Source organism: Trinickia soli (assembly GCF_002879855.1).
GTDB lineage: Bacteria > Pseudomonadota > Gammaproteobacteria > Burkholderiales > Burkholderiaceae > Trinickia > Trinickia soli.
In genome coordinates, this window is the sequence record NZ_PNYB01000008.1 from 13,828 (window position 1) to 40,378 (window position 26,551).

Annotated in this window: 25 protein-coding genes; 11 read left to right on the forward strand and 14 right to left on the reverse strand. The window is 62.7% G+C overall.

Translation table 11 applies throughout. The annotated features are described in order from the left end of the window. Positions 1-35: 35 nt before the first annotated feature. Complete coding sequence (locus C0Z19_RS11015) at positions 36-287, forward strand: DUF3820 family protein (RefSeq protein WP_102610070.1); 252 nt, start codon at positions 36-38, stop codon at positions 285-287. 28 nt (positions 288-315) lie between these two features. On the opposite strand, the gene C0Z19_RS11020 is transcribed toward C0Z19_RS11015, so the two are convergent. Then, the gene (locus C0Z19_RS11020; protein WP_102609870.1) at positions 316-1,473 is read right to left on the reverse strand and encodes a pyridoxal phosphate-dependent aminotransferase; all 1,158 of its coding nucleotides are present in this window, start codon (positions 1,471-1,473) and stop codon (positions 316-318) included. Positions 1,474-1,509: 36 nt separating this feature from the next. Between C0Z19_RS11020 and C0Z19_RS11025 the strand changes: the two genes are divergently transcribed. From C0Z19_RS11025 to C0Z19_RS11035, 3 genes are all read left to right on the forward strand, one after another. Next, positions 1,510-2,172 carry a GntR family transcriptional regulator gene (locus C0Z19_RS11025; protein ID WP_102609871.1) on the forward strand — a complete coding sequence of 221 codons (663 nt, stop codon included), beginning with the start codon at positions 1,510-1,512 and terminating at the stop codon, positions 2,170-2,172. A 287-nt stretch (positions 2,173-2,459) separates the two neighbouring features. After that, a complete protein-coding gene (locus C0Z19_RS11030; protein WP_102609872.1) occupies positions 2,460-2,930 on the forward strand; it encodes a ComEA family DNA-binding protein in 471 nt (156 codons plus the stop codon). A gap of 119 nt (positions 2,931-3,049) precedes the next feature. Then, entirely contained in the window at positions 3,050-3,526 is a 477-nt protein-coding gene (locus C0Z19_RS11035) for a YidB family protein (protein ID WP_102609873.1), read from the forward strand. Positions 3,527-3,742: 216 nt separating this feature from the next. On the opposite strand, the gene C0Z19_RS11040 is transcribed toward C0Z19_RS11035, so the two are convergent. Together C0Z19_RS11040 and gntR are read right to left on the reverse strand one after the other, a co-directional pair. After that, on the reverse strand, positions 3,743-4,489 hold the full coding sequence (locus C0Z19_RS11040; protein ID WP_102609874.1) for a ProQ/FinO family protein: 747 nt from the start codon (positions 4,487-4,489) through the stop codon (positions 3,743-3,745). A 149-nt stretch (positions 4,490-4,638) separates the two neighbouring features. Then, positions 4,639-5,709: an HTH-type transcriptional regulator GntR gene (gene gntR / locus C0Z19_RS11045; RefSeq protein ID WP_332882211.1), complete on the reverse strand. Its 1,071-nt coding sequence runs from the start codon at positions 5,707-5,709 to the stop codon at positions 4,639-4,641. Positions 5,710-5,862: 153 nt separating this feature from the next. Between gntR and C0Z19_RS11050 the strand changes: the two genes are divergently transcribed. Continuing rightward, positions 5,863-7,149 carry an ABC transporter substrate-binding protein gene (locus tag C0Z19_RS11050; RefSeq protein WP_425330239.1) on the forward strand — a complete coding sequence of 429 codons (1,287 nt, stop codon included), beginning with the start codon at positions 5,863-5,865 and terminating at the stop codon, positions 7,147-7,149. Positions 7,150-7,183: 34 nt separating this feature from the next. Here C0Z19_RS11050 and C0Z19_RS11055 read toward each other — a convergent pair whose 3' ends face one another. The 3 genes from C0Z19_RS11055 to C0Z19_RS11065 are packed head-to-tail and all read right to left on the reverse strand — an operon-like array spanning position 7,184 to position 10,082. Then, the gene (locus tag C0Z19_RS11055) at positions 7,184-7,972 is read right to left on the reverse strand and encodes an ATP-binding cassette domain-containing protein (RefSeq protein WP_102609875.1); all 789 of its coding nucleotides are present in this window, start codon (positions 7,970-7,972) and stop codon (positions 7,184-7,186) included. Continuing rightward, positions 7,972-8,979, reverse strand: coding sequence for an ABC transporter permease (locus C0Z19_RS11060; protein ID WP_102609876.1), 1,008 nt, complete (start codon positions 8,977-8,979; stop codon positions 7,972-7,974). Before C0Z19_RS11060 ends, C0Z19_RS11055 begins: the two co-directional genes overlap by 1 nt. Beyond that, a complete protein-coding gene (locus C0Z19_RS11065; protein WP_102609877.1) occupies positions 8,976-10,082 on the reverse strand; it encodes a sugar ABC transporter substrate-binding protein in 1,107 nt (368 codons plus the stop codon). The genes C0Z19_RS11060 and C0Z19_RS11065 overlap by 4 nt, the downstream gene beginning before the upstream one ends. Before the next feature lie 645 nt (positions 10,083-10,727). Here C0Z19_RS11065 and C0Z19_RS11070 point away from each other — a divergent pair. After that, a complete protein-coding gene (locus C0Z19_RS11070) occupies positions 10,728-11,516 on the forward strand; it encodes an alpha/beta fold hydrolase (protein ID WP_158242968.1) in 789 nt (262 codons plus the stop codon). A gap of 21 nt (positions 11,517-11,537) precedes the next feature. On the opposite strand, the gene boxA is transcribed toward C0Z19_RS11070, so the two are convergent. The 4 genes from boxA to C0Z19_RS11090 form a co-directional block, all read right to left on the reverse strand. Beyond that, positions 11,538-12,791: a benzoyl-CoA 2,3-epoxidase subunit BoxA gene (gene boxA, locus C0Z19_RS11075; RefSeq protein ID WP_102609879.1), complete on the reverse strand. Its 1,254-nt coding sequence runs from the start codon at positions 12,789-12,791 to the stop codon at positions 11,538-11,540. Positions 12,792-12,927: 136 nt separating this feature from the next. Further along, on the reverse strand, positions 12,928-14,355 hold the full coding sequence (boxB, locus tag C0Z19_RS11080) for a benzoyl-CoA 2,3-epoxidase subunit BoxB (RefSeq protein ID WP_102609880.1): 1,428 nt from the start codon (positions 14,353-14,355) through the stop codon (positions 12,928-12,930). 33 nt (positions 14,356-14,388) lie between these two features. Beyond that, positions 14,389-16,056: a 2,3-epoxybenzoyl-CoA dihydrolase gene (boxC, locus tag C0Z19_RS11085; protein ID WP_102609881.1), complete on the reverse strand. Its 1,668-nt coding sequence runs from the start codon at positions 16,054-16,056 to the stop codon at positions 14,389-14,391. A gap of 136 nt (positions 16,057-16,192) precedes the next feature. Continuing rightward, on the reverse strand, positions 16,193-17,155 hold the full coding sequence (locus tag C0Z19_RS11090; RefSeq protein ID WP_102610073.1) for a helix-turn-helix transcriptional regulator: 963 nt from the start codon (positions 17,153-17,155) through the stop codon (positions 16,193-16,195). Between the two features lie 192 nt (positions 17,156-17,347). Here C0Z19_RS11090 and C0Z19_RS11095 point away from each other — a divergent pair, with 192 nt between their 5' ends. The 5 genes from C0Z19_RS11095 (at position 17,348) to C0Z19_RS11115 (ending at position 22,848) form a co-directional block, all read left to right on the forward strand. After that, entirely contained in the window at positions 17,348-17,821 is a 474-nt protein-coding gene (locus tag C0Z19_RS11095) for a DUF4863 family protein (RefSeq protein ID WP_102609882.1), read from the forward strand. A 33-nt stretch (positions 17,822-17,854) separates the two neighbouring features. Next, positions 17,855-19,450 carry a 3,4-dehydroadipyl-CoA semialdehyde dehydrogenase gene (locus tag C0Z19_RS11100; protein ID WP_102609883.1) on the forward strand — a complete coding sequence of 532 codons (1,596 nt, stop codon included), beginning with the start codon at positions 17,855-17,857 and terminating at the stop codon, positions 19,448-19,450. Positions 19,451-19,558: 108 nt separating this feature from the next. Beyond that, positions 19,559-21,178 carry a benzoate-CoA ligase family protein gene (locus tag C0Z19_RS11105; RefSeq protein WP_102609884.1) on the forward strand — a complete coding sequence of 540 codons (1,620 nt, stop codon included), beginning with the start codon at positions 19,559-19,561 and terminating at the stop codon, positions 21,176-21,178. 8 nt (positions 21,179-21,186) lie between these two features. Further along, positions 21,187-22,026, forward strand: a complete 840-nt coding sequence (locus C0Z19_RS11110; RefSeq protein ID WP_102609885.1) for an alpha/beta fold hydrolase — start codon at positions 21,187-21,189, stop codon at positions 22,024-22,026. 228 nt (positions 22,027-22,254) lie between these two features. Continuing rightward, entirely contained in the window at positions 22,255-22,848 is a 594-nt protein-coding gene (locus C0Z19_RS11115) for a phosphatase PAP2 family protein (RefSeq protein ID WP_233196094.1), read from the forward strand. Between the two features lie 37 nt (positions 22,849-22,885). Here the strand turns inward: C0Z19_RS11115 and C0Z19_RS11120 are convergent, their stop codons facing one another. From C0Z19_RS11120 to C0Z19_RS11135, 4 genes are all read right to left on the reverse strand, one after another. Continuing rightward, positions 22,886-23,233 (reverse strand): copper-binding protein, encoded by a 348-nt coding sequence (locus C0Z19_RS11120; protein ID WP_102609887.1) that lies wholly within the window; start codon positions 23,231-23,233, stop codon positions 22,886-22,888. A gap of 66 nt (positions 23,234-23,299) precedes the next feature. Further along, complete coding sequence (locus C0Z19_RS11125; protein ID WP_102609888.1) at positions 23,300-24,595, reverse strand: multicopper oxidase family protein; 1,296 nt, start codon at positions 24,593-24,595, stop codon at positions 23,300-23,302. Between the two features lies 1 nt (position 24,596). After that, complete coding sequence (locus C0Z19_RS11130) at positions 24,597-26,084, reverse strand: TolC family protein (protein ID WP_102609889.1); 1,488 nt, start codon at positions 26,082-26,084, stop codon at positions 24,597-24,599. Next, complete coding sequence (locus tag C0Z19_RS11135) at positions 26,081-26,380, reverse strand: hypothetical protein (protein WP_102609890.1); 300 nt, start codon at positions 26,378-26,380, stop codon at positions 26,081-26,083. The genes C0Z19_RS11130 and C0Z19_RS11135 overlap by 4 nt, the downstream gene beginning before the upstream one ends. Between the last annotated feature and the right edge of the window lie 171 nt (positions 26,381-26,551).

Sequence of the window (26,551 nt, forward strand, 5' to 3'; positions counted from 1 at the left end):
GCCGGCCTCCGAAGCCGGCTGCCGCCTCCTCGCTCATGAACACGCAAGATCTCGAACGCCTCGTGACGCTGGCCATGCCATTCGGGAAATACAAAGGCAGGTTGATTGCCGACCTGCCCGGCCACTACCTCAACTGGTTCGCTCGCGAAGGTTTTCCACCGGGACAAATCGGGCAATTGCTGGCGCTCATGCAGGAGCTCGACCACAACGGACTGCGCGCGTTGCTCGAACCGCTGCGCGATGCGAAGAGAACGAACGATTTCAGCTTTCCTCACGATAGATCGTGATATGTAGGACAGGGATCGACGTGCCGCCCTACATTCCCCAAGCGGTGCGCACGCGCGCGCGGATGTCCGCAAGTCTCGCCACCGGTTCGTTCGCGAAGACGAATCGCAAGTACCGCCCCGCGTGCGGTCCCCACCCTTTCATCGGCGTCGCGGCAACGTCGGCCTTTGCGAGCAGCAAGCGCGACGCTTCGTCGGATGCGAGCCCCAGTTGCTCGGTGTCGATCAGCAACGACCATCCGCCGTCAGGGCGAATCACGGGCAGATCGCGCAACGCGGTAAGCAGGAAATCACGTCTTTCCTGCCATTGCGCGACGGCCTGCGCCACGCCGTCGTCGTTCGACGTCAACGCCGCGGTCGCACCCGGCATGCCGATGCCGACCTGACACACGACGTTCGATAGGCTCGTCAAACGAACGTCGGCCATGATGGCCGCAGGGCCGACGATCCAGCCCACGCGCCAACCGATCATTCGATATTCCTTCGACACCGAGCCCACCGTGATCGTGCGTTCGCGCATATCGGGCAAAGCTGCAGGCTGGATCACGGGCTGGCCGTCGAAGACGATGCGCTCCATCGCAGCGTCGTAGACGAGCCACGCATTCGCGCGACGACAGTGCGTGCCAATCGCATCCCATTCCTGCGCGTTGGCCACGAAACCGCTTGGCATCGACGGCGACATGACGAGGAAAACACGCGTGCGCTCGCTGACGGCTGCCGCGAGCGAATCGAGATCGAGCCGCCACCCGTCGGCGCCCGGCAGCAATCGCGCGAACCTCGGCACGCCTCCGGCCAGCCTCACCCGGTTGATGAGCCCGGCGTAGGTGGGATCGGTCAGCACGACTTCGTCACCCGGCTCCAGAATCGACAACAGCACGTTGAGAATGCCGGCGAGGCCACCGGCCGACACGATGCATTCCGTGTGCGGATCGTAGTCGATACCCGTCGACCCGCGCATCCGCGCAACAACCGCTTCGCGCAACGCCGTCTGCCCCGTGAACGGCAGGTAGCTGTTCGCGTCGTCGTCATCGATGGCTTCGTGCGTACGCGCCAAGGCCTCGGGCGGGGGCCTCAAGTCCGTATCGAGATTTTCGAGCCGTAGAATGTTGCGATTGCGCTCGGCATCCGCGGCGTCGCCCATCTTGTCGACGCCGATGCCGGGTATGTCCTTCAAACGGGAGACGGTCATGGCTCCTCCGCTTCGTGAATGTTTTAATATATTAAAATGAAGAAGTCGCCGACTGCAAAGTTTTTTTCGGAGTCGCTCGCCGATCGTCTGCGCACGCGCATCCTTCGCGGCGAGTTGTTGCCGGGTGCGCAGTTGCGGCAGGACAGGATTGCGCAAGAGTTCGGCACGAGCCACATCCCCGTGCGCGAGGCGTTTGCGCAGCTCGAAGCGCGCGGATTCGTGACGATCATCCCCAATCGAGGCGCCTTCGTTTCGGCCATGACGCGTGACGAGGCCGAGGAGCTGCAAGCGATGCGCGTCGCACTCGAGTTACTTGCCCTCGATTCGGCCATCGATGCATTCGGCGCTCAGGACGCGGCGGCGGCGCGCGCCGTGCTCGAGCTCGATCGCGAAGCCGGCGACGTCGATCAATGGTCGAAGGACAACTGGGCGTTTCATCGGGCGATTTATGCGCCGTGCGGCAAGCACCATTTGATGAACGTGCTCGAATCGTTATGGCAGAAGGCCGATCGTTACTTGCGGCTCGTCTGGCAATTGGCGTCGTGGCAAAGCACATCGTTCGCCGAGCATCTACGGATACTCGAAGCGGTCGAGGCCAAAGACAAGCGCCTCGCAAAGAGACTGACGAAGGAGCACATCACCGCCGCCAGCACCGTGATGCTCGACGCCTTGAGCAGTCATCAAGCGGACACCAAGTGATGGCGCAATAATGTGCCGGTATGTCAGGCAACGCACACGGCATGTGCGGAAAGCCTCACATAGTAAGCACACAGGCGAGCACACTGAGCGGCACATCGAATGGCCGCTGCAGGTGGCGCGAGTTATCCCCACATTCTGTTGGCAATGCTGTGGACAAACTGCAGATTGACTGCGTAAGTTATTGATCGGATTGAGAAGTAGATACCGTGCTCGTATTTGAGCGACACGCGCCCCGTCGTTGTCCTTATCGTTGTCGTCGATACACTCGCCCATCGGGAGTTTTAGCCATGCTGAAAAAGCTAGCCCTGCTGCTCGCCGCACTCGTCATGTCAATATCCGCCGTGTTCGCCGCGACCGTCGAGGTCAACACGGCAGATCAGGCGACGCTCGAGGCACTGAGCGGGCTCGGTCCTGTCAAATCGAAGGCCATCATCGACGAGCGTGCCAAGGGCCCATTCAAGGATGCCGACGATCTGGTCAACCGCGTCAAGGGCCTCGGCGTGAAATCGGTCACGAAGCTCGAAGCGCAAGGGCTGACAATCAATCACTCTTCTGCACCACCGACCGGTTCGGGCGCCAAGAGCAAGGCCTCGCCGTCGTCCAAGGCGCCTGCCGTGCAACCGTCTGCGCAATCGAGCATGCCCTCGCCGGCAGCGTCACCGGCAAGCAACGCCGCAGCGCCCGCCTCGAACGCATACGAAGCGAAGTCCAAGTCGAAGAAAAAAAGCGCGAAGACGAAGGCGGCTTCGGGCACTTGATCGGATCCTTTCCATCTACGCGTATCGCGTATCCTGCCGCGTCGCCCGACCCGCGCCGGAACGCGCCACCCGTTCCCCCCCAATCACCCGGGCAACGCCCGTTTTTCAGGAGCATCGACATGGGTCTACTCGATATGCTTGGCTCAGCATTAGGGCAAGGCAATGCAGATGGGCAACCGCATCAAACCATCCTCACGGCGGTGATGGAACTCATCAATAACCAGCCGGGCGGATTGCAGGGCCTGATTCAGAAATTCGAGCAAAACGGCGCCGGCGGCGTGGTTCAGTCGTGGATCAGCGGCGAAGCGAACCAGGCGGTCTCGCCTGAAACGCTGCAAAACGTCCTGGGTTCCGGCGCATTGAACGATCTGGCCGGCAAGGTCGGCGTCACTCCCGAACAAGCGTCGGCGCTACTCGCGCAAGTGCTGCCGAAAGTGGTCGACCATGCGACGCCGAACGGCGAAGTGCCCCCGTCGGGGCAGATCGACGTGGCGAGCGTACTGGGGTCGATTGGTCAGGCAGGCGGAATCGGTGCGCTTGTCGAAGGATTTTTGAGCAGGAAGAACAACCCAGCCAGTCCTGGCGACACTGCGTAGTTGAGGGTCGAAATGGTTGAACCGTCTGCACAGTTCACCGTTTCGAGCCCGCATTCGAGTAGATAGCCAGCGTTGATACAGTGCCGCCAGCGACGCATAGACAGCTTGATCTTCGGGCCGCTGCGATCACAATCGGTTCCACAATCGGTTCGCGGCGACTCGGAGACCTCGTAGTCCACCGAGCGCCGCACCGCAACTTATGAGCGCCGGGAGCGCTCACGCCTCGCGCGTCTCATCCGATCCTTCCGCGCGGTTCGCATGCGCGCTCTGAGCTTCGCTTTCCTTCGCTTCGCTTTCCTTCGCCTCGCCTTCCGTGCCTTCCGCCGTTGCCGCCGCTGCATCTTGCGCGCCCGCATTGGCTGGCGCGGCCCCTGCTTTGCCCGCGGCCTTGCGGCGTCCGCCTGCACCGCCCTTCGCCTGGTTGCGCGCAAAGGCGGCGTCGCGCGCCGTCACGACGCCCGCGGGCTCTCCGGCCAGATCGACGCGGGCCGCGCCATCGGTCAGGCAAGCCCAGTAACGACTGCCTCGGCACCACGTGCTGACCGCTTCACGGATTTCGGCCTCGCTCAACTGCAACTCCGACGCCTGCGCGATCAGGTCGGCAAGCACGCCCACCTTGAGCGGCACTTTCGGGGCCGGATTCTTCGGAAAAGCAGCCGGAAAACGCTTTTGCAGTTTTCCGATGACGCGTACGACCGGATCGACCGGCTGCGCTTTCTCACCGGAGCGCGCGCCGCCTCCTTGGCGCTCGGGGCGCTCAGGGCGTGCGGGCCGCTCCGGCCGGCTTGGCCGAGCCGGCTTGGCCGCAGGCTTCGCGGCCTGCCCCGGCGCCTGATGCGCACCTGGTTTCGGCGCCTTCTTCGTAGCCGGCTTGTCAGTCGCCTGTCCCTGCTCCTGCTGCCGCTTCAACTTCGCTTCTTTGGTCAGCTGCGCCTTAAGCGCCGCCAGTTGCTCGAAACCCATGCTTTGTCCTGTCACCGCATACCTGATTCGGGAGGACAATAGTATCAGCGTCGCCGCTCCAATGCGCGCGCGACGACGGTCACGCTGCCCTGACGTCGCATTTACGGCATGTCTGCGCTTGTCGATCGACAGTTCCACCGCTCATTCAATCACGTGCTCTCGCGCACGATAAGCTCGAACCCGAGATCGATGCGGTTCTGTGCGGGAACCTCGCCGTGGATGATTTGCAGCAGCATCCGCGCCGCCTCGAAACCGACTTGATATCGCGGGGTAGCGACGGTGGTGATCGAAGGCGAGGCAACGGCCGCAAACGGCAAATCGTTGAAGCCGACGACTGCGAACTGGCGCGGCACCGCAATACCGAGCCGCTGGCATTCGAACAGGACACCCAGCGCAAGATCGTCGTTGCAGCAGAAAACGGCGTCGCATGCGGGCGCCGTCTCGAGCAACTCGCGCAGCAAGCGGCAGCCGAGCGCGGCGCTCGAAGGCTCTTGCGTCAGCACCTCCAGCGTGGCATCGCGTCCAGCGGCGCGCAACGCGCGACGAAAACCCGCGCGCCGCTGCATCGTGCGAGGGTCCAATTGCGCCGCCATGAACGCGGGACGACGCGCGCCACGTTCGATCAAGTGCTCGCCGATCGCGAATCCCGCACTACGCTGCGAGAACCCGACCGACCATTCGTCGCCCGGCACGAGATCGAACATATGCACGAGCGGCACGTTCGACGCCGCGAGTTGACGACGCACCGCGTTGGAGTTGTCGATGCCGGCCACGAGGAAGCCGTCCGGCGCATGCGAGAGGTAGGCCGAAAGCAACTCGGCCTGCCGAACCGGCGAATAATCCGTGTTGCCGATCAACAACTGATAGCCTGCAGGATCTACGCATTCCTGCACCGCCGCGATCGTTTCCACAAACACCGCGTTGGACAGCGACGGCGCCAACACGCCGATGAGTTTCGAACGCGCCGACGCGAGCGTGCGCGCTGCACGGTTCGGGATATAGCCCAGTTGCGCCACCGCCGCCTGCACGCGCTCGCGCGCGCCCGGCGAAACGAGCGACGGGTCGCGCAGCGCGCGCGAGACCGTCATCGTACTGACCTGCGCGTGTTCTGCGACTTCCTCGAGCGTCACGCGGCCGCTCGGGCGCCGCCGCGCGAGGTGATGGCCTGGTTCGCCCGCATGACGCGAGCGCATCGATATCTTGCGATCGGATTTGTTCATCGCGAAAGTATCGCCGGTTTCACAGCCGACAAACAGATTACGGCGCTACGACAGGGTTCATCCTACTGTGGAACGTACGATGTTAGCGCTACCATTTTTGGCCGAAAATTCGTTAACCACATTCGCCGCATCCGGCGACGGGAGAGATGAACCATGCATTCGACGCAACGCTCGCGCATTCGTACCCGCATGCCCCTCGCCGCGCTGACCGCCTGCGCCGCGGCCGTGCTATCGCTGGCAACCGCCAGGGCGCAAGCTGCGCCCGTCGAGGTGCTTCATTATTGGACCTCGGGCGGCGAAGCGAAATCGGCACAGCTGCTGAAAAAGATGCTCGAAGAAAAAGGCGATACGTGGGTCGACTTCGCAGTGGCGGGCGGCGGCGGCGGCAACGCGATGACTGCGCTCAAGACGCGCGTGGTGGCCGGCAATCCGCCCGCAGCCGCCCAGATCAAAGGCCCCGCCATTCAGGAGTGGGGCGACGAAGGCGTGCTCCTGCCGATCGACGATGTGGCCAAGGCCGGCAATTGGGACCATCTGCTGCCCCCCGAAATCGCGCGCATCATGAAGTACAAGGGTCAATATGTCGGCGCGCCCGTCAACGTGCATCGCGTGAACTGGCTATGGATCAATGCGGATGCGCTCAAGCGCGTGAATGCACAACCGCCCGCCACGTGGGATGACTTCTTCAAAGTGGCCGACGCACTGAAGAAGGCCGGCGTGACGCCTGTCGCGATCGGCGGTCAGCCGTGGCAGGAAGCCGAAACGTTCGAATCGGTCGCGCTCGGCGTAGGCGGCCCCGACTTTTATAAGAAGGCGTTCGTGCAACTCGATCAAGCGACGCTCAAGAGCCCGACGATGGTCAAGGCGCTCGAGACGTTCAAGCGCATCAAGGACTACACGGACGACGGCCAGGTGGGCCGGGACTGGAACATGGCGACGGCAATGGTCATCAACGGCAAGGCCGCGATGCAATTCATGGGCGATTGGGCGAAGGGAGAGTTCACGGTCGCGGGCAAGGTGCCGGGCAAGGACTATCTCTGCGTCGCGGCGCCCGGATCGCAAAAGGATTTCACGTTCAACGTCGACAGCTTCGTTTTCTTCAAGGTCAAGACTGCCGGCGTCGAGAAGGGACAAAAGGATATGGCTGGCTTGCTGATGAGCCCGGCCTTTCAGGAAGCGTTCAATCTGAACAAAGGTTCGATTCCGGTACGGCAGGACGTGAGCCTTGCGAAGTTCGACGACTGCGCGAAAAAGTCGTCGGCCGACTTCAAGTCCGCCGGCGCGAATGGCGGTCTCGTCCCCTCCTGGGCCCATGACATGCTCGTCAGTCCCGCCGTCGAAGGCGCGTTCTACGACGTGCTCGGCAACTACTGGAGCAGCAAGGACGAAACCGCGCAGCAGGCTGCGGACAAGCTGGCGGTCGCCGCGAAAACGAACTGATCGTTTCGTTGCGCGTTATAAGAGCGGCGCGGCGCTATGCGCGCCCGCCGTTCGTCCCTTCACGCATCGCGCGATATTCGCGCCGCACGATCTCCATCAGTTCAGGCACCGATGTCTGCGCGCTGTGCTGTTCGTAGGTCACCCGCCCGCGTTGCATCAGCATGATGCGATCCGCGATATCGAGCGTCTGCGCATAGTTGTGCATGATCATGACGATCGACAATCCGCCCTTTTCCTTGAGCCGCATGATCAGATCGATGATGAGCCCCGCTTCGCGTGCGCCCATCGCGGCCAGCGGCTCGTCGAGCAAGAGAATCCGCGCGTTCGAATTGACCGCGCGCGCGACGGCGATCGCCTGTCGCTGGCCACCTGAGAGCCGTTCGACCGGCATCGTCACCGAAGGCACATGCACGCCGATATCGTCGAGACATTGCGCCGCACGCTCGCGCATCGCGCGATGATTAAGAAAGCGGATCGGCCCGGGGTAGACGATCTCGCGATTCAGAAACATGTTGTGATAAATGCTCAGCGAATTGGCGAGCGCCAGATCCTGATAGACGCATTCGATGCCGAGCGAACGTGCATGGTCGACCGAGCGCAACAGCGTCTCTTGGCCGTGAATATGAAGCTCGCCGCTCGTCTGCTGATGAAAGCCCGTGAGGATCTTGATCAGCGTCGATTTGCCGGCCCCGTTGTCACCGAGAATGCCGAGAATCTCACCTTCGGCCAGATGAAGCGATACGCCGTCGAGCGCCGTCACCGCACCGAAACGCTTGACGATGTTTTGCGCCTGCAGCGCGAGCTGCCCGCTGCTCTGAGCCATCACGATCTCCCGCGCCGGCCAAGCCGCGCCACATGGATATTGAAGATCATCGCAGCGAGAATCGCAGCGCCGAGAATGATATTGAACGTGAACGCGTTGATGCCGATCAGCGTGAAGCCGTCGTTCAACATGCCGAGCACAGCCGCGCCGATGAGTGCGCCGACGATCGTGCCCGAGCCTCCCGTGAGCGGCGTGCCGCCGATCACCGCCGCGGCGACCGCCAGGAACATGATCTGATTGCCGCCTGCCTGCGGATCGATCGACGTGATCCGCACGGCTTCGAGGATGCCGGTGAATCCCGCCAGCACGGCCGCCAGAATGAAGTTACCGAGCTTGAGCCGGTTCACGTGGATACCGGCCTCCGATGCGCCGAGCGGGTTCGCGCCGCTCGCGACCGTATGCAGGCCCCACCGCGTGTGCCGGAGCATCACATGCATGACGAACGCGATCGCGACGGCCCAGCAAATCTCGCTGTAACCCCATCCGCCCATCACGGCCGTGAAGGTCGGCCCGCCCGGTGTCGATAGCGGCGTGCCGCGCGAGATCGTCAGCGTAATACCGTTGATCAGAAAGAGCGTGCCAAGCGTCGTCACGAACGAAGGCAACCGCAGAAACACCGTGACGGCACCGTTGACGAAGCCGACCAGCGCCGCCGCCGAGACACCGGCCAGCACGGCGAGCCACATCGGCGCGCCGGCGTCAGCCGCGAACGCCATCATGAACGGCGCAAACGCGAACACCATCCCTGCCGACAGGTCGATCTCGCCGCCGATCATCAGCATGACTTCGCCGAATGCGATGATCGCCGCCGGCGCGACGAACTGCGAGAGGTTTTGCAAACTCGCACTCGTCAGCAGGAAATCGTGATTGGCCGTTTCGAAGTAAGCGCCGACCAGTACGGCCACGAGCAGGATCCGCAATTCCGCCGACCATGCGAAGCCGCCGAACCTCGCGCGGGCGCGCGAGGTTGCGGGACGGCCAGGTGTTTCGTTGACGCTTTCGCTCATGACTTGATGGCACCCGAGCGCGGCACGATCTGCGCCTTGGTGCTCTTGCCTTCATAGCGGGTGGATGTATTCAGATAGGGATCGACGGTCGACTTCGTGACGAATTTCAGGCCGGAATTGACGTCCGCCGGACCGACGAGGCCACCCGACGCCAGATACGTAAACGCCTCCACCACAGTATAGAAGCCCTGCACGTAAGGTTGCTGATCGATCGTGAAGTCGAGGAAGCCGTCATGAATCAATTGCACCGTGGTCGGCAGCAAGTCGAACCCGCCGCCATGCACGCCCTTCTCCGGCAACTTCGATTCCTTCATGACCTGGGCGATGCCCTGGGTACTGCCCGCATCGACGGCGAACATTCCTTTCACGTCCTGGTGCCCGAGGTAGAACGACTTGATCTTCGAGAGTTCCTCGTTGACCGTCGCGCCCGTGGCGATCGTTTGAATCTCGATCTTTTTGCCCGACTTCTTGATCGCATCGGAGGCGCCATCGAGTCGAGGCTGGATGTTGAGCTGACCCGGCGTGGCGATAAAGAGCCCAACGAGGCCGCTATCGACGAGGCTCACGATACGCTCGCCCATCTGATAGCCCGACAGATACAAATCCTGTCCGATATAAGCGAGTCGCGGGTTGGTGCTACCGCGCGGTGCATCGGCGTTGTAAGCGAACACCGGGATACCGGCGTCGAGCGCCTTCTGAATCGGACCGTTGAATGCCTTCGGATCGACGATCGGCACGGCGATCGCGTCGGCCTTCGCCGCAATGGCCGCATTCATCGCGTTGACCATCTCGCCGACATCCGCATTGGCGGAGCCGGTCCACTGGTAGTCCATGTTCAGCATGGCGCAGGCATCTTGAATGCCATATTGCGTCGGCACGAAAAACGGGTTGGTCGTCACGTGATTGACGAACACGATCTTCCAGCGCTTATGCGAGGGGAACGGCGCTTCGGCAGCCTGCGCAGGCGTGATCATCCCACCCATCATGGCCAAGGCCGCGCCCAATCCCGCACCTTGCAGCAAGCCGCGCCGCATGCGGTTCGCCGTGCCCTCGCCGGCCGCCCCCTGGACCTCATCCTGCGCATCGTCTCGCTCGTTCGTCATCTCGTCCTCCGTAGTTTTTCGTTGGCTGAATGCTTCTTTGCGAAACGGCGCGGACCGTCGACGGCTCGCGCCGGATTATGTTCCGGCGCCCGCGCGTTCGAACACGAACACGCGCGGCGGCCAATGGATGAACGCAGCCATGCTAGCTCACCGGTACGATGCCCTTAATACATGAATACCCTTAACTAGTCGGACTATTTAAAGGTGCTGCGCGCCGTGAGCGCTGATCTGACGAATTTGAAGGTGCAGGGTCTTCACTCTCGGCAGATCAGCGCAGCGCAAGAATAACGTAAGCATCTGGCGCACCGATGGCGGGGAAATGTCCGATAAGTGGGACAACCCAAAAACAGTAAGACTATATAGCCATGGTCAGCGTTACCTCGCATGAGTGCCGTGCACCGCGGCGGGCACGGCGGCGTCATTGACTTGACGCTCGCGCGCATCCCCGCAAGGCGACAGGTAAGACCGCGGCCACGCGCCATTTTGAACGCCCTGCTCACATAGTGCGCTTGCCTGACTGCACCCTCTCGCTTGCGCGGCTCAACCGCATCCACGCACGCATCGTTTGCACTACGCTATGCCGCCATACGTCATATGGCAAGGCGCACGTTCACACATGTCCCATTGCATTCGAGAGGGCGAACCATGACCGTTGCACAGTTGGGTGAACTCGAGATGTTTTACGAGTCGCAAGGCGAGGGACAGCCGTTGGTCCTCATCCAGGGCTACACCTGTTCTCACCGCTTTTGGGATCAGATGGCGCCGGACCTTGCGAAACGCTTCCGCGTCATTCGATTCGATAACCGCGGTATCGGCTTCACGCGCGACGACGGCCGGTCGTTCTCGCTCGATACGATGGCCGCAGATACCGCGGCGCTCATCGAGCATCTGCGCCTCGTCGAACCGATCCTCGTCGGCCACTCCATGGGAGGCATGATCGTACAGACGCTGCTCGAGCAGCGTCCGCATGTGTGCGGGAAATGCGTCATTCTCAATTCGACGCGGAGTTTCAGCCGGCAAGCCACGATGTTGCTCGAAAGCCTGCTCGCACTGCGCCAGGCCGACGTCGATTTCGATTTCCTGGTCGACGCCACGTTGCGCCTGCTTTCGGGGCTGTCCTGGCTAACGGTACCGTCGAACATCGACAGTTTCAAAACGGCATTGAAGTGTGACCCCGCTGCGCAATCGCTCGCAGACCAGGCGCGGCAACTGCAAGCGCTCAAGACCTTCGACGCAACGTCTTATGACACGCAACCGCGCCACCCGGTACTCGTCGTCTCTTCGACGGAAGACCTCCTCACGCCGGTTGCCGATGGCCGGCAACTGGCCCAAGCCTTGAACGCACATCTCGAGGAAATCCGCACCGGGCATCCCAGCGTGCTCGAAGCGCACGAAACGCTCGCGCGGCTCATTGTGAATTTTCTGGCGGCTTGAACGGCGCCGGCGCGCCATGGATCAATACGTTTCGACGTGCAAGCGTCCCTCTCGCTTCAGGCGCGTCCACAACGCCGGCCAGACGAGACCGTTGCCTTGCGCGATCTCCTGCAGCACCTGCAGCACGCCCTCCTCCATGCCTCGCAGCCCACAAACGTAGATGTGGGTCTGATCGTCCTTGAGCCACTGCGCGAGGTCGGCGGCTCGCTCGCGCATGGCATCCTGGACATATCGCTTGGGCTGACCCGGTGTCCTTGAAAACGCCAGGTTGGTATCGATGAAGTCCTTCGGCAGATTCATCAGGGGTCCGAAATAAGGCAGCTCGTCTTTGGTGCGCGCGCCGAAGAACAGCATCAGTTTTCCGGTCGCGCCCTCCAACCGCCGCCTGCGCCGATATTCGGTCATCGCGCGCATCGGCGCCGAACCCGTGCCGGTGCAAATCATCAGCAAATGCGAATGCGGATGATTGGGCATCAGGAAGGTGCTGCCGAACGGGCCGATGACCGTGACGACATCGCCCTTGCGCAGATCGCACAGATAATTCGAGCAGACGCCTGCGGCCACGTTGCCTTCATGATCGTGCGTGACTCGTTTGACCGTCAAAGAGAGATTGTTGTAGCCGGGACGTTCCCCGTTTCGGGGGCTCGCGATCGAATACTGGCGTGCGTGATGCGGCTTGCCATCGCGCGTCATGCCCGGCGGCAAGATGCCGATCGATTGCCCCTCGAGCACCGGAAACGGAATCGCACCGAAATCGAGGACGATGTGACGGATGTCGCTATCGGTCGATGCATCGGTCAATCGATAGTTGCCCACCACCGTAGCCGTAACAGGCCCTTTGTGGGTGTAGAGATTGACGTAGGGCTTTGCCGCCGACCACGGCGGCACCATCGCAGTGCGCGTGTGCGTCAAATCTTCGGCGTCCGTTGCGCCTTCGCCGGCGCCCAGGGCCGTAACGAGCGACCCTTGCAGCGACGCCGTGGCTGCTTCGCCGATCGGCCGGTCCGGCGGCAGCTCATCCCAGCCGAATTGCTCCTCGATGCCATAGGCCTGCGCTTTGAACACCGTGCGCCAACTGTCGATCGCCCCCGTGGGGCACGGCGCAATGCAGGCCATGCAGCCGTTGCAAACATCCGCTTTCACGACATAGTTGTTTTCGTCGTGCGTGATCGCATCGATGGGACACGTCTCTTCGCAGGTGTTGCACCGAATGCAGATCTCGGGATCGATCAAGTGCTGCTTGATCACTTCGATGGGGGCGGCAGGCATGTTCATGAGGGCAGACTCCGCGCGCCGCAGGGCCTCTCGTTGGCAGAGTGGCCGCTGCGGAGCGGACGTAATGCGTTTACGCGTAACGGTGAAAGCAAGGGCCGATCAGCCGGATCCGGGCGATCGAGTGCAAAGTTCAGCGCTAGTTGAACCGTACGTACTCGAAATCGATCGGCTGACGGTTGATCCCCATCGCGGGCGGGGCGATCCAGTTGGCGAACCTGCCCGGCTGCGACACGCGCCCCATCAGCGATGCGACATAGGCACGGTCTTCCGGCGTCGGCAACCATGCGGCCTCGTTCGCCGCCCATTCGGCCTCGCTGACCACGCGGCCGTCGGGCGCGACGCGCACGCCCGCAAACGTGCCGATCTGACGATTGAAGGCTTTGTGCGGCACGGTGAGACGAAAATCGATCCCGGCCTTCTCGAGCACTTTGTTCCAGCGGTTCACGCCCGCCACCGAATCTTTGATGTAGTCGTCGCGCAGCACTTCGTTCATGGCGTTGAGCATCGGCACGTCGCGTTCGACGAGTTTGCCGTCTTCGACCTCGAGCAGCTTATAGCTCTGCCCGGTCAGCCGATGATCGTCGTCACGCTTCGCTTCCTCGTAACGGCCTTTCAGCCCCGAGCTATAGAAGGTCGCTGCGTTGGAGGATTGATCGGCGCCGAACAGATCGATCGTCACCGAATAGTGGAAGTTCAGATAGCGTTGAATCGTCGGCAGATCGATGACGCCGGCCGCCCGCAGCCTGGCCACATCGTCGGTCTTCAGTTCGTTCATGACTTGCGCCGTGCGCTGCACCACCCGCGAGACGCCCGATTCCCCGACGAACATGTGATGCGCTTCCTCGGTCAGCATGAATCGGGTCGTGCGCGCGAGCGGATCGAATCCCGATTCGGCGAGCGCGGACAACTGGAACTTGCCGTCGCGGTCGGTAAAGTACGTGAACATGAAGAAGGACAGCCAGTCGGGCGTCCGTTCGTTGAAGGCGCCGAGAATGCGTGGGTTGTCGTCATCGCCCGAACGGCGCGCAAGCAGCGCATCCGCTTCCTCGCGCCCGTCCCGGCCGAAATAGCGGTGCAGCAGGTACACCATCGCCCACAAGTGGCGCCCTTCTTCGACATTGACCTGGAACAGGTTGCGCAGGTCGTACATCGACGGCGCCGTCAGCCCCAGGTGCCGCTGCTGTTCGACCGACGCAGGCTCCGTATCGCCTTGCGTGACGATGATCCGGCGCAGGTTAGCGCGGTGCTCGCCTGGCACTTCCTGCCACGCGGCTTCTCCCTTGTGCTCGCCGAAATGAATCTTGCGATCGGCCTCGCCCGGAGAAAGGAAGATGCCCCAGCGATAATCGGGCATCTTCACATGATCGAAGTGCGCCCAGCCGCCCGGATCGACGCTGACGGCCGTGCGCAGATAGACGTCGAAGCCGTGCGAGCCGTCGGGACCCATATCGCCCCACCAGGACAGGAAGTTCGGCTGCCATTGCTCGAGCGCACGTTGCAGCGTGCGATCGTCGGCCAGGTTGACGTTGTTGGGGATCTTCTCGCTGTAGTTGATCGTGGACATGATTGAGCGGTTCCTCGTGCGAAGTCGTGACGGTCAGACGCGGGCCGCGTCGAATTGCGCTTTGCTGCCCTTCCCATAGACCTTGAGCGCGCCCTTCTCGCCGACGGCGTTCGGTCGATTGAAAATCCAGTTTTGCCAAGCAGACAGGCGCCCGAAAATGCGCGTCTCCATCGTCTCGGGTCCGTTGAAGCGCAGGTTCGCTTCGAGACCGGTCAAGGCGTCGGGCGACATCGCGGCGCGCTCTTCAAGCGCGATACGGATTTCGTCGGCCCAGTCGATGTCGTCCGGCGATGCCGTGACAAGCCCGAGGCGCTCGGCTTCGACAGCGCGCACCGGCACGCCGATCTTTGCGCGCGCGGCCTCGATTGCTTCGGACTCCTCATAAAACCGCCGCGCGATGCGCGACTGATGCGTGACCATCGGATAGAGCCCGAAGTTGACTTCGGACAATGTGATTGCCGGCTCCTCCTCCTCGTTCGAGGGAAGCGCCGCCATGTAAGTGCGATCCGCCGCGAAAGCGAATTCGGCGAACGTGCCCGCGAAACACGAACCGGGCTCGATCAACGCAAACAACGAGCGCGACGAAACGTCGATGCGAGCCAGCGTGCGGCGCAACATGCCGATCGTCTCGCGCACGAACCAATGGTCGCGATGTTGCATCAGCGCGGCATCAGCCGCGAGCACGCTCGATGCTTCGCCCGATGTCTTGAAGATCCACGTGCCGATTTCAAGCTCGTTCGTGCGCATGGAGAGAATCGCGTCGTCGAGTTCGCGTGCGAACCGGAGCGGCCACCACTGCGCGCCCGCTTCGAGAATCGATGCGATCGTCGACGGCTGTGGGCCGCTCGGCGCTTTGACGACAAAGGTGGCCGTGCGCCTCGCACGATCGATCGTCACGTCGACGGTTTGGTAGGCAATGCCGTCCTCGCGATCGGTGCGTTCGATGCGCGTCAGCGCCACGCCCTTCGCGTCCGACGGGCGATCGCTTTGAGCCGCGAGTTCCAGGGCGCGCGCCTGCACGGCCCCGTCGAATTGATTCGGCTTGACGACTTCATCCACGAGCCGCCATTGCTTCGCTCTTTCGCCACGGATGCCTTCGACGACCGTGCAGAAGATATCGGCGCGATCGTGCCGCACTTTGCGCTTGTCGGTCAGCCGCGTGAGGCCGCCCGTCCCCGGCAGCACGCCGAGCAACGGCACTTCAGGCAACGCGACCGACGACGAACGATCGTCGACGAGCATGATTTCGTCGCAGGCGAGTGCAAGCTCGTAGCCGCCGCCCGCGCAGGCGCCGTTCACCGCCGCGATGAATTTGAGCCCCGAGTGACGCGACGTATCCTCGATCCCGTTGCGCGTCTCATTCGTGAACTTGCAGAAGTTGACCTTCCATGCATGCGACGACAAGCCGAGCATGAAGATGTTGGCCCCGGAGCAGAACACGCGCTCCTTCAGGCTCGTCAGCACGACCGTCCTGACTTCCGGGTGCTCGAAGCGGATCCGCTGCAAAGCGTCGTGCAGTTCGATATCGACGCCGAGATCGTATGAATTGAGCTTGAGCTTGTAGCCGTCGCGAATGCCACCGTCCTCGGCAATATCGATGCCGAGCGTCGCAACGGGGCCATTGAACGTGAGCTTCCAATGCTGGTACTGCGAAGGATCGGTGCGGTAATCGACGCGCACTGCCGTCTGCGGGATGAGCATGCCTTTCTCCTAATGAGCTGCATCGTTTCGGTGAACGATAGTGCATCATTTGGAGCGTGTAAAGCATTTTAATGCATGTTAGTGTGCGATACGGGTAAACGCCGAGCGGCGACGGTCGCCGCTCCGGCTGTCCCCTTCATTCCATTTCGGCTCCGAGTCGCGCCGCAATGCGGTCGCGCAGTTGCAGATAGGCGTCGGCCAGGGTCTTGTCGCTCGTATCGAAGGTCATGTCGGCGCGGCCGTAGAGTTCGCTGCGGCCGGCGAGGATCCGTTTCAAATCGTCCATCGCCTCACGGTTGCCCGACATCGGCCGCAGATCGCCCTGCGCGACGACTCGGCGCATATGTTCTTCGGGCGTCGCCTGCAGCCAGACGGTGAAGCAGTGCGCGAGCAGCATCGTGAACGTCGAGGGCTCCGAAACGAGGCCGCCTGGCGACGCGATCACGGCGCGCGGATGCTCCGCGATCACCGCTTCCAGCGCCCGGTGCTCATAGCGGCGATAGGCGCTTGCGCCGTAGAGCGAATGAATCTCGGCGGGCGGACAACCCGCCAGCTGTTCGATGACGCGATTGAGTTCGACGAACGGCGCTTTCATTTCTTGCGCGAGCATGCGCCCGAGCGTCGACTTGCCCGCGCCGCGCAATCCGATCAGGGCAATGCGCTCGCGCCGATGCGGATCGGCGGGGGCCTGCTCGAACAGTTGCGCCAATGCGGCCCGCGCCCGCTGCAACGACGCCGGATCGCGCCCCTGTAACAGTTCGCGGATCAACATCCACTCCGATGACGACGTCGTGACGTCGCCGATGATCTCGGCCAATGGGCAGTTGAGCGTCGTCGCGATCTGCCGCAAGACCTGCACGGACGGATTGCCGATCCCCGCTTCGAGATTGGCGAGGTGTCGCTCGGAGAGCCCCGTTTCCGCCGCAAGCGCTTTGCGCGTCATGCCGCGGCGCGCGCGCAGCAGACGCACACGTTCCCCCATCGCCGCAATGAAGGGATCCCGCTCGACCCTTTCGTGCTCGGCGCTATCGCCTTCCGGCTCGTCGGCGCCTCGGCCGGCATCCTTGCCGCCGGCCACGACGGTGTAACTTCGCTTCATGTTTTGACCTTCTGTTTTCGCCATACACGCACTATAGTGCTTGACACTTTGGACCGATACCGCTAATTTTCGCGGAAACGGTCGGATGCGGCAAACGGTAGCGGTCAGGCGAATGGGCCGACACGATCGCGGCATGCATTAACGTGCAGACCGGCGCGAATCATCGCAGCAATCATGGAGCGAAAGAGAACGATGTCACCCGACGATTTCGAACACCTCGTGGCCGGTGTCACCGGCCAGATCGCGGGGCGCGCGTTGGACGAAGCGCTCGAGCACTGGCTCAACGCGACCTGGCCGCACGGCAGCACGACGTTCAATGCGCTCGAACACGCATGCCGTCTTGGCGTCGAGCAAGGCTGGCTCTGCAATCGCGAGGCCGGCGGCATTCGTTATGGCCGCATCGTAAAGCCGACGCCGCGCACCCATGCGTTTTCCGTCGATGTCGTCCTGATGGAGGATCTTGTCGGCCCGCATCACGTTCATCCGAACGGCGAGATCGATCTGATCATGCCGATCTCCGAGCAAGCGCGGTTCGACGGGCACCCCGCCGGTTGGCGTGTCTATGGCCCCGGCAGCGCGCACTGCCCGACCGTCTCGAACGGGCAGGCGCTCGTGCTCTATCTACTCCCGCAAGGCGCCATCGAATTCACGAAGGCCAACGCCTGACCGCGGGCACCGCATGCAATGCGAGGAATATCCATGACTGAACGACTGAAAAACTACATCGCCGGCCGCTGGACCTCCGGCGATGGCGCCGGCGCGGTGCTGACCGATCCCATTTCGGGCGAGGCGCTCGTGAGCGTATCGAGCGACGGGATCGATCTCGATGCGGCGTTCCGGTTTGCTCGCGAAACCGGCGGTGCGGCGCTTCGTTCGCAGTCCTACGCAACGCGTGCAGCGATGCTCGCCGAGATTGCCAAACTGTTGCAGAACAATCGTGAGGCGTACTACGCGATCGCATTGGCCAACTCGGGCACCACGCGCAGCGATTCGGCCGTCGATATCGACGGCGGCATCTATACGCTGTCGTGGTATGCCAGGAACGGCGCGGCGCTGGGCGACGCGTTCGCGCTGCGCGACGGCGCGGATACGGCGCTATCGAAAGATGCATCGTTTCGGGTTCGACATGTTTGGACGCCTACCCGGGGTGTAGCGCTGCTCATCAACGCATTCAATTTCCCCGCGTGGGGCCTCTGGGAAAAAGCCGCGCCGGCATTGCTCTCGGGCGTGCCCGTCATCGTCAAGCCGGCGACGGCCACCGCATGGCTCGCGCATCGCATGGTGGCCGATGTCGTCGACTCGGGCATCCTGCCGCCGGGTGCGCTGTCGATCGTATGCGGGAGCGCCTCGGGTTTGCTCGATCGAGTCGCATCGTTCGACGTCGTCTCCTTTACCGGATCGGCTGAGACGGCCGCGCTGCTGCGCGCCCATCCGGCCTTCGTGTCACGCGGCGCGCGGCTCAATGTCGAGGCCGACAGCCTCAACAGCGCGATCCTTTGCAGCGACGGCGCCCCCGGCACCGAAGCGTTCGACCTCTTCGTCAAGGAGGTCGCGCGCGAAATGACCGTGAAGTCGGGGCAAAAATGCACGGCGATACGTCGTGCATTCGTGCCGCAAGCGTGGCTGCAGGACGTCGTGCAAGCGCTGTCGGCGCGACTCGCCAAGGTCAGCGTCGGCAATCCGCGCAACGAATCGGTCCGCATGGGCGCACTCGTGAGCCGCGCGCAACTCGACCACGTCAAGGCGGGGATCGCCGCACTCTCGCAGGAAGCACGGCTCGTCTTCGACGGCTCGACCGTACCGTTCGTCGATGCCGATGCCAGCGTCAGCGCCTGCATTGCGCCGCATCTGTTCGTCGTCGACCACCCCGACGACGCGCGCTGCATGCATGACGTCGAAGTGTTCGGCCCCGTCGCGACCGTGGCGCCCTATCGAGTTGATCGCGTTGCAACCGAAGGACTGCAGGAAGCGCACGCGGTCGAGCTGGCACGCCGCGGACAGGGTTCGCTCGTCGCGTCCGTCTACTCGAACGACGATGCGCGCGTTTCGCCGGTCGCGCTCGCGCTCGCCGACACGCATGGCCGGGTTCACTGCGTCACGCCCGCCGTACGGGAAAGCCAAACCGGTCACGGCAACGTCATGCCGATGTCGTTGCATGGCGGACCCGGCCGCGCGGGCGGCGGCGTCGAACTGGGCGGGCTGCGCGCACTCGGGTTCTACCATCGGCGTGCCGCGATTCAAGCATCGTCAATCGCGCTGGAGACGATGACGAACGTTGCGGATTCACACCTATAGCGCACGGCGCAGGTTCACGAAACAGGGCTGCGTGCATGCGCTGCTGCGCCATGCACGCGACCTGTCAACGAGACAACGGGGCGACCCGAGGACGGAGACGAAGCACGCATGGATACCCGCACAACACCGACGGCAGAGCAAGCGTCGAACATCATCGCCCCACCCTCGCAATTGAACTTCGCGTCGCATGTTTTCGCGTTAAATCGGGCGCGAGCCGTCAAGCCCGCGTACATCGACGATCGAGGGGTAACGACCTACGCCGAGTTGGAACAACGTGCGCGCCAATTCGCTTCGGTCCTCCATACGCAGGGCGTCCACGCGGAAGAACGCATCCTGCTCGCGCTGCTCGACAGCGCCGATCTTCCCGTTTGCTTCCTCGGCGCACTGTTGGCCGGCGTCGTGCCCGTCGTCGTCAACACGCTGCTGACCGCCCCCGACTACGCATACATGCTCGCGCATAGCCGCGCCCACGCCGTCATTGTGTCGGCGCCGCTAGTACCGGTTTTCACAGAAGCGCTGTTACAGGCGCAGATCGAGCCGTGTCCGCTGATCGTGTCGGCGCGCACGGAGCCTTCTTCGTCAATGACATCGTTATCGCATCCGGACCTGCAAGCGCTCATCGACGCCGCCCCCCTCGCCGCGAATGCGGCACGCACCCAGGGTGACGACATCGCGTTCTGGCTTTATTCGTCGGGCTCGACGGGCAAGCCCAAAGGTGTCGTGCATACGCATGCCAATCTGTACTGGACCGCCGAGATGTATGGCAAGCCCATTCTCGGCATCCGTGAGAACGACGTCGTGTTTTCCGCGGCAAAGCTGTTCTTCGCATATGGACTCGGCAACGCATTGACGTTCCCGCTGTCGGTCGGTGCGACGACCGTGTTGATGGCCGAACGCGCTACGCCGCAAGCCATATTCGATCGCCTGGTCAAACATCGCCCGACGATTTTCTACGGCGTGCCGACGCTCTACGCGAACATGTTGAGCTCCGCCAGCCTGCCCGCCGCGGCCGACGTTGCGTTGCGCACATGCACGTCAGCCGGCGAAGCGTTGCCGCGCGAAGTCGGCGAACGGTTCACGGCGCACTTCGGCTGCGAGATTCTCGACGGCCTTGGCTCGACGGAAATGCTTCACATCTTTTTGTCCAATCGCGCCGGCGATGTGCATTACGGCACGACCGGCACCCCCGTGCCCGGATATGAGGTCGAACTGCGCGACGAGAGCGGGCAACCGGTGCCCGACGGCGACGTGGGCGACCTCTATATCAAAGGCCCCAGCGCGGCGCTGATGTATTGGAGCAACCGCGAAAAATCGCGCGCGACTTTCCTGGGCGAATGGGTCAAAAGCGGAGACAAGTATCGCAGGCTGGCCAACGGTTGCTACGCCTATGCGGGTCGCAGCGACGATATGCTCAAAGTCAGCGGGCAATACGTCTCGCCCATCGAAGTGGAAATGGCATTGATGGAGCACGAAGCCGTACTCGAGGCGGCGGTCATCGGGGTCGATCAGGGCGGGCTCGTCAAGACTTGTGCGTTCGTCGTGCTCAAACCCGAGCGCAGTGCCAGCGATGCACTCGGCCAGGAGATGAAAGCGTTCGTAAAGCAGCGTCTCGCCCCTCACAAGTACCCGCGCGACATTGTGTTCGTCGATGACCTGCCGAAAACGGCGACGGGTAAGATTCAACGTTTCAAGCTTCGTGAATTGACGCAACAGCAAGCGCAATCTTGACGCACCGGATGAATACGTTATCTTCCACACCCTTACCCGACGAGATTCGATTCGCCTCGCTTGCCGCCTGCGATGGAAGGCCTGAGCTGACGATCGAATACAAGTGGATCAACGCCGGGCGCACCGATGCGCCGATCGCGTTGTTCCTGCACGAGGGATTGGGTTCGATCGCCATGTGGCGCGATTGGCCGCAGCAACTGTGCGACCGGCTCGGCATGCGCGGGCTCGTCTATTCGCGCCCCGGATATGGACGATCGACGCCCCGCCCGCATGACGTCAAGTGGCCGGTCGATTTCATGACCCGTCAAGCGTGCGAAGTCTTACCCGCCCTGCTCGACACACTCGGTATCCAGGCGGCCGAGCGGCAACGCATGTGGCTGATCGGGCATAGCGACGGCGGATCGATCGCCTTGCTCTATGCCAGTGCATTTCCGAACGCATTGCATGGCGCGATTGTCATCGCTCCGCACGTCTTCGTCGAAGACATCAGCGTTCGAAGCATTGCGCAGGCGAAACTCGCTTACGAGAACACCGATTTGCGCGAGAAGCTGAGCCGCTACCATGCCGACGTCGATTCGGCCTTTTACGGGTGGAACGACATTTGGCTCGATGCCGCATTCCGGGACTGGAACATTGCCGCCCGACTGACCGCAATCGATTGCCCCTTGTTGGCCGTGCAGGCCGAGGACGATCATTACGGCACGATGGCGCAGATCGAAACGATCGCTCGGACGGTCCGCGGCGCTCAAATGCACAAGCTGCCAGAGGGTGGGCATTCGCCCCATCGCGAAGCGGCCCAGGCGTTGAACGAGGCGATTGCGCAATTCATCGCGATGAGAACTGACTAAAGCATATGAGCACGTCCGTTGGCCGCAAAAAGCCGTGCTGACCGACGGGATGCTCCGGTTTTTCAAGGAGCATCCGTTGCCTTGAACGGCGGCGTTCATGCTGGCCGGGCCCGTTTCGCCCGGCTGGCCGGCGTCTCCCGTAAGCCATCGGATCCGTGTGGCTTAACCGCGCCTTAAGTTTTGTGTATCACCATGCCGCCGATACATCGAATCCCTCACACGGTCGCCATGGAAGCACTGAATCACGCACTCTTTCTTCAAATCAATGCGGCGCCGACGCTGCCGCATTGGCTCATCGCCGTGAGCCTCCTCATTGCGAATGACCTTATCTTTGCGGTGCCGCTGACGCTTGCCGGGATGTGGCTCACCAGTGGCGATAAGCGGCGCGAAGCGGCCCTTCGCGCCGCTTTCGTCGCGTCGATCGCGCTCGGCATCAATCAATTGATCGGCATGGTCTGGTACCACCCGCGGCCGTTCGTCATCGGGCTCGGTCACACGTTCATGCCCCACGCGCCAGACTCGTCGTTCCCGAGTGACCACGTCACGCTCCTTTCCGCGGTCGCGTGTACGTTGCTCTACAACCGGCAGCGCCTGCCCGGTGCGCTCGTGCTTGGCATCGCTATCGCCGTCGCGTGGGCCCGCGTTTTCGTCGGGGTTCACTATCCTTTCGATGTCATCGGCGCCGCGTGTGTCGGTTGGGTGGTCTACCTGTTGACCGCGCCGCTATGGAAACGCATCGGTGCGCCCCTGAGCAGGATGGTGATCGATGCCTATCGCAAGCTGCTCGCGCGGCCGATCGGACACGGCTGGCTCAGGGCGTAGGCCGCCTTGCAGCGCAACCGTGTCCGACACCCCCTCATCACCGTTTCTGCAACTTGACGACCGTGAGTGCGCCGCCCACCTCGTCGGCCACGAAATCGATCCTGTCGCCAACCTGGACCTGGGTAATCATCGCCGGGTCCTTGACCTTGAAGACCATTGTCATGGCGCCCATGCCAAGGTTTTCGAGCGGACCATGCTTGATCGTCAACCTGCCGTTGGCCGCATCGACTTTCTTGATTTCGCCGTGCGACATCGCATTGTTTGCGTCGGCGTTTTGCGTCTCACCGCCGCTCATGTCCATGGTGCTCATTTCGCCCGCCGCGTATGACACAACCGGAAATGCCAGCGCAGCGCCCATCAAAACCGAAACAACCGCTTGCTTCATCCTCTTTTCTCCTGTGTTGAACGAATGAAATCGTTGATCGCAGCCACCATGGCGTCATAGTCGAACTCAGCCATCGGGCAGTTCGCCCGTGTATTCATAGGCCACAGTCCCCTTGGGGTGCCTGAACCAGCCAGGGTCACGGTAATCATGCCGGCCCAGGCCTTCGCGAACTTTCACGACCGTAAACATCCCGCCCATCTCCATCGGACCAAACGGCCCCGTGCCGGTCATCATCGGCAACGTGTTGTCGGGCAACGGCATCTCCATCTCGCCCATCGCGCCGCCCGTGCTGCCCATCGCCATGTAATCGGGCACCAGCCTGTTGATGCGCTTCGCCAGATCCTGTTGCGGCACGCCGATCATATTCGGCACCTGGTGCCCCATCGCATTCATCGTGTGATGCGATTTGTGACAGTGAAAGGCCCAGTCGCCGAGACGGTTCGCGACGAATTCGATCGCGCGCATCTGCCCCACCGCCACGTCGGTGGTCACCTCGGGCCAACGCGCCGCAGGTGCAATCCATCCGCCGTCGGTGCCGGCCACCTCGAAGCTGTAGCCATGCAGATGGATGGGATGGTTCGTCATCGTCAGATTGCCGAATCGAATCCGGACGCGGTCGCCCGCCCGCACAGGCAACGGGTCGATACCGGGGAAAACGCGCGAATTGAACGTCCACATGTTGAAGTCCGTCATCTCGTTGACGCGTGGCGTGTAGCTGCCCGGGTCGATGTCGTACGCGGCGAGCAGGAAGACGAAGTCGCGGTCCACGCGCATCACGCCGGGATCCTTCGGATGAACGATGAAGCTGCCCATCATCCCCATTGCCATCTGCACCATTTCGTCGGCATGCGGGTGATACATGAACGTGCCGTGCCGCTCGAGTTGGAATTCGTAGACGAAGGTCTTGCCCGGAGGAATGTGCGGCTGCGTCAGGCCCCCCACGCCGTCCATGCCGTTGGGCAGCGACATGCCGTGCCAATGGACCGTAGTGTGCTCCGGCAGTTTGTTGGTGACGAAGATGCGAACCTTGTCGCCTTCCACAGCTTCAATCGTCGGACCGGGCGATTGACCGTTGTAACCCCACAGGTTCGCCTTCATACCGGGCGCCATCTCGCGCACGACCGGCTCGGCTGTCAGATGAAATTCCTTCCAACCGTTCTTCATGCGCCAGGGCAGCGTCCAGCCGTTCAACGTCACAACGGGTGCATAAGGACGCCCGTCCTGCGGAACCAGTGGCGGTTGCGTGGCGGCCTGCGCCATCGTCGGCGCTTCAGGAAGCAATGCGGCGCCGGCCTTGCTGACCATCGCGGCGCCAACGAGTGCGGCCCCTGAGCCGCTCAGAAATTGTCGACGGGAAACCATGTCATTTACCTTCGGTATTCGTTGTCGGCACCGCCTGCTGCGCTGCCTGAGCGGCAGACGGTTGCGCGCCGGACTCCGCGGTGCCGGGCGTCGTCGGGACCGCCGATGCGGCCTGCGCCTCACCCGCTCGTGGCAAACGTCCGCCAAGCGCCTGTTCGAGATTCGATTCCGCGATCCAGAAGTCCTTCAGCGCATCGATGTAGCCGTCGACTGCGCCGATCTGCTCGCGTGAATCGGCCAACAGCTCGAACACGCTCGCCAACATGCCGTTGTATCGAAGCAGCAGTTCGTCGGAGATCGTCTTGCGCAGTGGAACGATCTCGTCGCGATAGTGCTTGGCGATGTCATAGCTCGACACGTACGCCGAGTACGACTCGCGCACCTCCGATCGGGCATCGATGGCCGTTTGCGCCAGTTGATTGACCGAGCGCATGTACATCGCTTTCGCGCGCGCGACCTTGACGCTGCCAAAATCGAAAATCGGAATCTCCACACGGATTTCATAGCCGTGCTCGCGCCCCTTGTCGGTTTCGTAGTTGTTGAGGTAGCCAACATCGAGCGCGTTGATGAACCGCGTTGCCTTGCTCAGGCCCAACGAGGACGCTACGCCTTGTGTTCGGAGCTTCGCAGCCTGAATGTCCAGGCGATTGCGCATCGCGTAGCTTTCCAGACCGTTCAACCCGAGGCGCTCGTTCGGCAGGTCGGGCAGGCGATCCGGAAGCCGATAGGCGGCCTGCGCGCCCCACAGGCCCATCGTGCGGGTCAGCTTTTCTCGTGCAGCCACGGCTTGCTGACGCGCCCTCGCCTGCTGCGCGACCGCTTCGGCATAGAAGGCCTGTTCGCGGGCGTAGTCGAGCTTGCTGAAATTGCCCGCCTGCTGCATGCGTCGGGCCAATTCGGCGCTGGCCTGTGCCGCGTCCTGAACTTGCTCCGCATACCCGGCAGCCTGCTGCGCGGCGACGGCGTCGATATAGGCGCGGCGCGCATCGGCCGCGATCCGCAGCATCGCATCGGCGGTCTCGAGCTTCGTCTGCTCGAACCGGCGCGCTTCGATATGAGCGGCAACGGGCAGTGTCAGAATCGCGAGCACGTTGGCAGAAAACACGCGGGCGATGTTCAGGTCGCCATTGCTCGCGCGCGTCCGGCTGAACGTCAGCCCCGGATTGGGAAGCCGGCCGGCTTCGACGAAATCGGCCTCCGAGAGCCCGAGCTCCGCGTACGATGCCTGCAGGCCACGATTGTTCAACAATGCGACCTGGACCGCGTCATCCATCGAGAGCGGCTTCGCCAGTAACGCCTGCGTCCGCTTCGCAACGGATTCGCGATCCGCGTCGGTCTGGACGATGACGGCATCCTTCCCGATTCGCTCTGAAGCCGCCGACGAGACGGCGTCGAATCCGCCGTCTTTCGAGAACGTCGTGCAGCCGGCCAGAACCATCATCGCAGCCACGCCGATACTCGTTCGCGTCAAGATGAACCGCATCTTCATTTCGGCGCCTCCTCGTGCATCGAGGGGCGTTCATGGTCGCCGGCCATGGGCTCGGACGGCGCCGGGGCGTGCATCATTCCACGCTTCGCGAGCCGCGGCGTCGCAGCCCGGTTCAGTTGTTGCCAGCCCGGCCCATCGGCAGCGCGATAGGGTTGATATCCGTCCAGCGCGGACGGCGCCGTGACGACCGGCACGGGCACCGACGCGTCGCTCGGGTCGGCAATCGTGGTCGTGGCGTGCGCGGGCGACGGCAAAGTAGCCGCCGCGCCGCGCAGCGCCGCAGTAATCGTTCGCATTTGTTTTCTCGTCGTGAGTCGACCGGCGATCCCGCGTGTGGGACGGCCGGCGCGAAGTTCAAGCCGCGGTGTTACCGCGCGCGAGTGTCAGACAGACAGATGACGAGGGGGACGTTCGATGCCGTCGGTCAGAAATGACACGACACCGACGGAAGAAGGCGGGGGAACGAT

What these genes read in the sequence shown, in the direction of transcription:
- C0Z19_RS11035 (WP_102609873.1), top strand. Translation starts at nt 3,050, where the DNA reads ATGGGTCTACTCGATATGCTTGGCTCAGCATTAGGGCAAGGCAATGCA.
- boxB (WP_102609880.1), bottom strand. Translation starts at nt 14,355, where the DNA reads ATGTCCACGATCAACTACAGCGAGAAGATCCCCAACAACGTCAACCTG.
- C0Z19_RS11105 (WP_102609884.1), top strand. Translation starts at nt 19,559, where the DNA reads ATGGATACCCGCACAACACCGACGGCAGAGCAAGCGTCGAACATCATC.
- C0Z19_RS11060 (WP_102609876.1), bottom strand. Translation starts at nt 8,979, where the DNA reads ATGAGCGAAAGCGTCAACGAAACACCTGGCCGTCCCGCAACCTCGCGC.
- C0Z19_RS11100 (WP_102609883.1), top strand. Translation starts at nt 17,855, where the DNA reads ATGACTGAACGACTGAAAAACTACATCGCCGGCCGCTGGACCTCCGGC.
- C0Z19_RS11020 (WP_102609870.1), bottom strand. Translation starts at nt 1,473, where the DNA reads ATGACCGTCTCCCGTTTGAAGGACATACCCGGCATCGGCGTCGACAAG.
- C0Z19_RS11040 (WP_102609874.1), bottom strand. Translation starts at nt 4,489, where the DNA reads ATGGGTTTCGAGCAACTGGCGGCGCTTAAGGCGCAGCTGACCAAAGAA.
- C0Z19_RS11030 (WP_102609872.1), top strand. Translation starts at nt 2,460, where the DNA reads ATGCTGAAAAAGCTAGCCCTGCTGCTCGCCGCACTCGTCATGTCAATA.
- C0Z19_RS11065 (WP_102609877.1), bottom strand. Translation starts at nt 10,082, where the DNA reads ATGACGAACGAGCGAGACGATGCGCAGGATGAGGTCCAGGGGGCGGCC.
- C0Z19_RS11095 (WP_102609882.1), top strand. Translation starts at nt 17,348, where the DNA reads ATGTCACCCGACGATTTCGAACACCTCGTGGCCGGTGTCACCGGCCAG.
- C0Z19_RS11110 (WP_102609885.1), top strand. Translation starts at nt 21,187, where the DNA reads ATGAATACGTTATCTTCCACACCCTTACCCGACGAGATTCGATTCGCC.
- C0Z19_RS11050 (WP_425330239.1), top strand. Translation starts at nt 5,863, where the DNA reads ATGCATTCGACGCAACGCTCGCGCATTCGTACCCGCATGCCCCTCGCC.
- C0Z19_RS11015 (WP_102610070.1), top strand. Translation starts at nt 36, where the DNA reads ATGAACACGCAAGATCTCGAACGCCTCGTGACGCTGGCCATGCCATTC.
- C0Z19_RS11090 (WP_102610073.1), bottom strand. Translation starts at nt 17,155, where the DNA reads ATGAAGCGAAGTTACACCGTCGTGGCCGGCGGCAAGGATGCCGGCCGA.
- C0Z19_RS11130 (WP_102609889.1), bottom strand. Translation starts at nt 26,084, where the DNA reads ATGAAGATGCGGTTCATCTTGACGCGAACGAGTATCGGCGTGGCTGCG.
- C0Z19_RS11120 (WP_102609887.1), bottom strand. Translation starts at nt 23,233, where the DNA reads ATGAAGCAAGCGGTTGTTTCGGTTTTGATGGGCGCTGCGCTGGCATTT.
- C0Z19_RS11025 (WP_102609871.1), top strand. Translation starts at nt 1,510, where the DNA reads ATGAAGAAGTCGCCGACTGCAAAGTTTTTTTCGGAGTCGCTCGCCGAT.
- boxA (WP_102609879.1), bottom strand. Translation starts at nt 12,791, where the DNA reads ATGAACATGCCTGCCGCCCCCATCGAAGTGATCAAGCAGCACTTGATC.
- C0Z19_RS11125 (WP_102609888.1), bottom strand. Translation starts at nt 24,595, where the DNA reads ATGGTTTCCCGTCGACAATTTCTGAGCGGCTCAGGGGCCGCACTCGTT.
- gntR (WP_332882211.1), bottom strand. Translation starts at nt 5,709, where the DNA reads ATGAACAAATCCGATCGCAAGATATCGATGCGCTCGCGTCATGCGGGC.
- boxC (WP_102609881.1), bottom strand. Translation starts at nt 16,056, where the DNA reads ATGCTCATCCCGCAGACGGCAGTGCGCGTCGATTACCGCACCGATCCT.
- C0Z19_RS11135 (WP_102609890.1), bottom strand. Translation starts at nt 26,380, where the DNA reads ATGCGAACGATTACTGCGGCGCTGCGCGGCGCGGCGGCTACTTTGCCG.
- C0Z19_RS11055 (WP_102609875.1), bottom strand. Translation starts at nt 7,972, where the DNA reads ATGGCTCAGAGCAGCGGGCAGCTCGCGCTGCAGGCGCAAAACATCGTC.
- C0Z19_RS11115 (WP_233196094.1), top strand. Translation starts at nt 22,255, where the DNA reads ATGGAAGCACTGAATCACGCACTCTTTCTTCAAATCAATGCGGCGCCG.
- C0Z19_RS11070 (WP_158242968.1), top strand. Translation starts at nt 10,728, where the DNA reads ATGACCGTTGCACAGTTGGGTGAACTCGAGATGTTTTACGAGTCGCAA.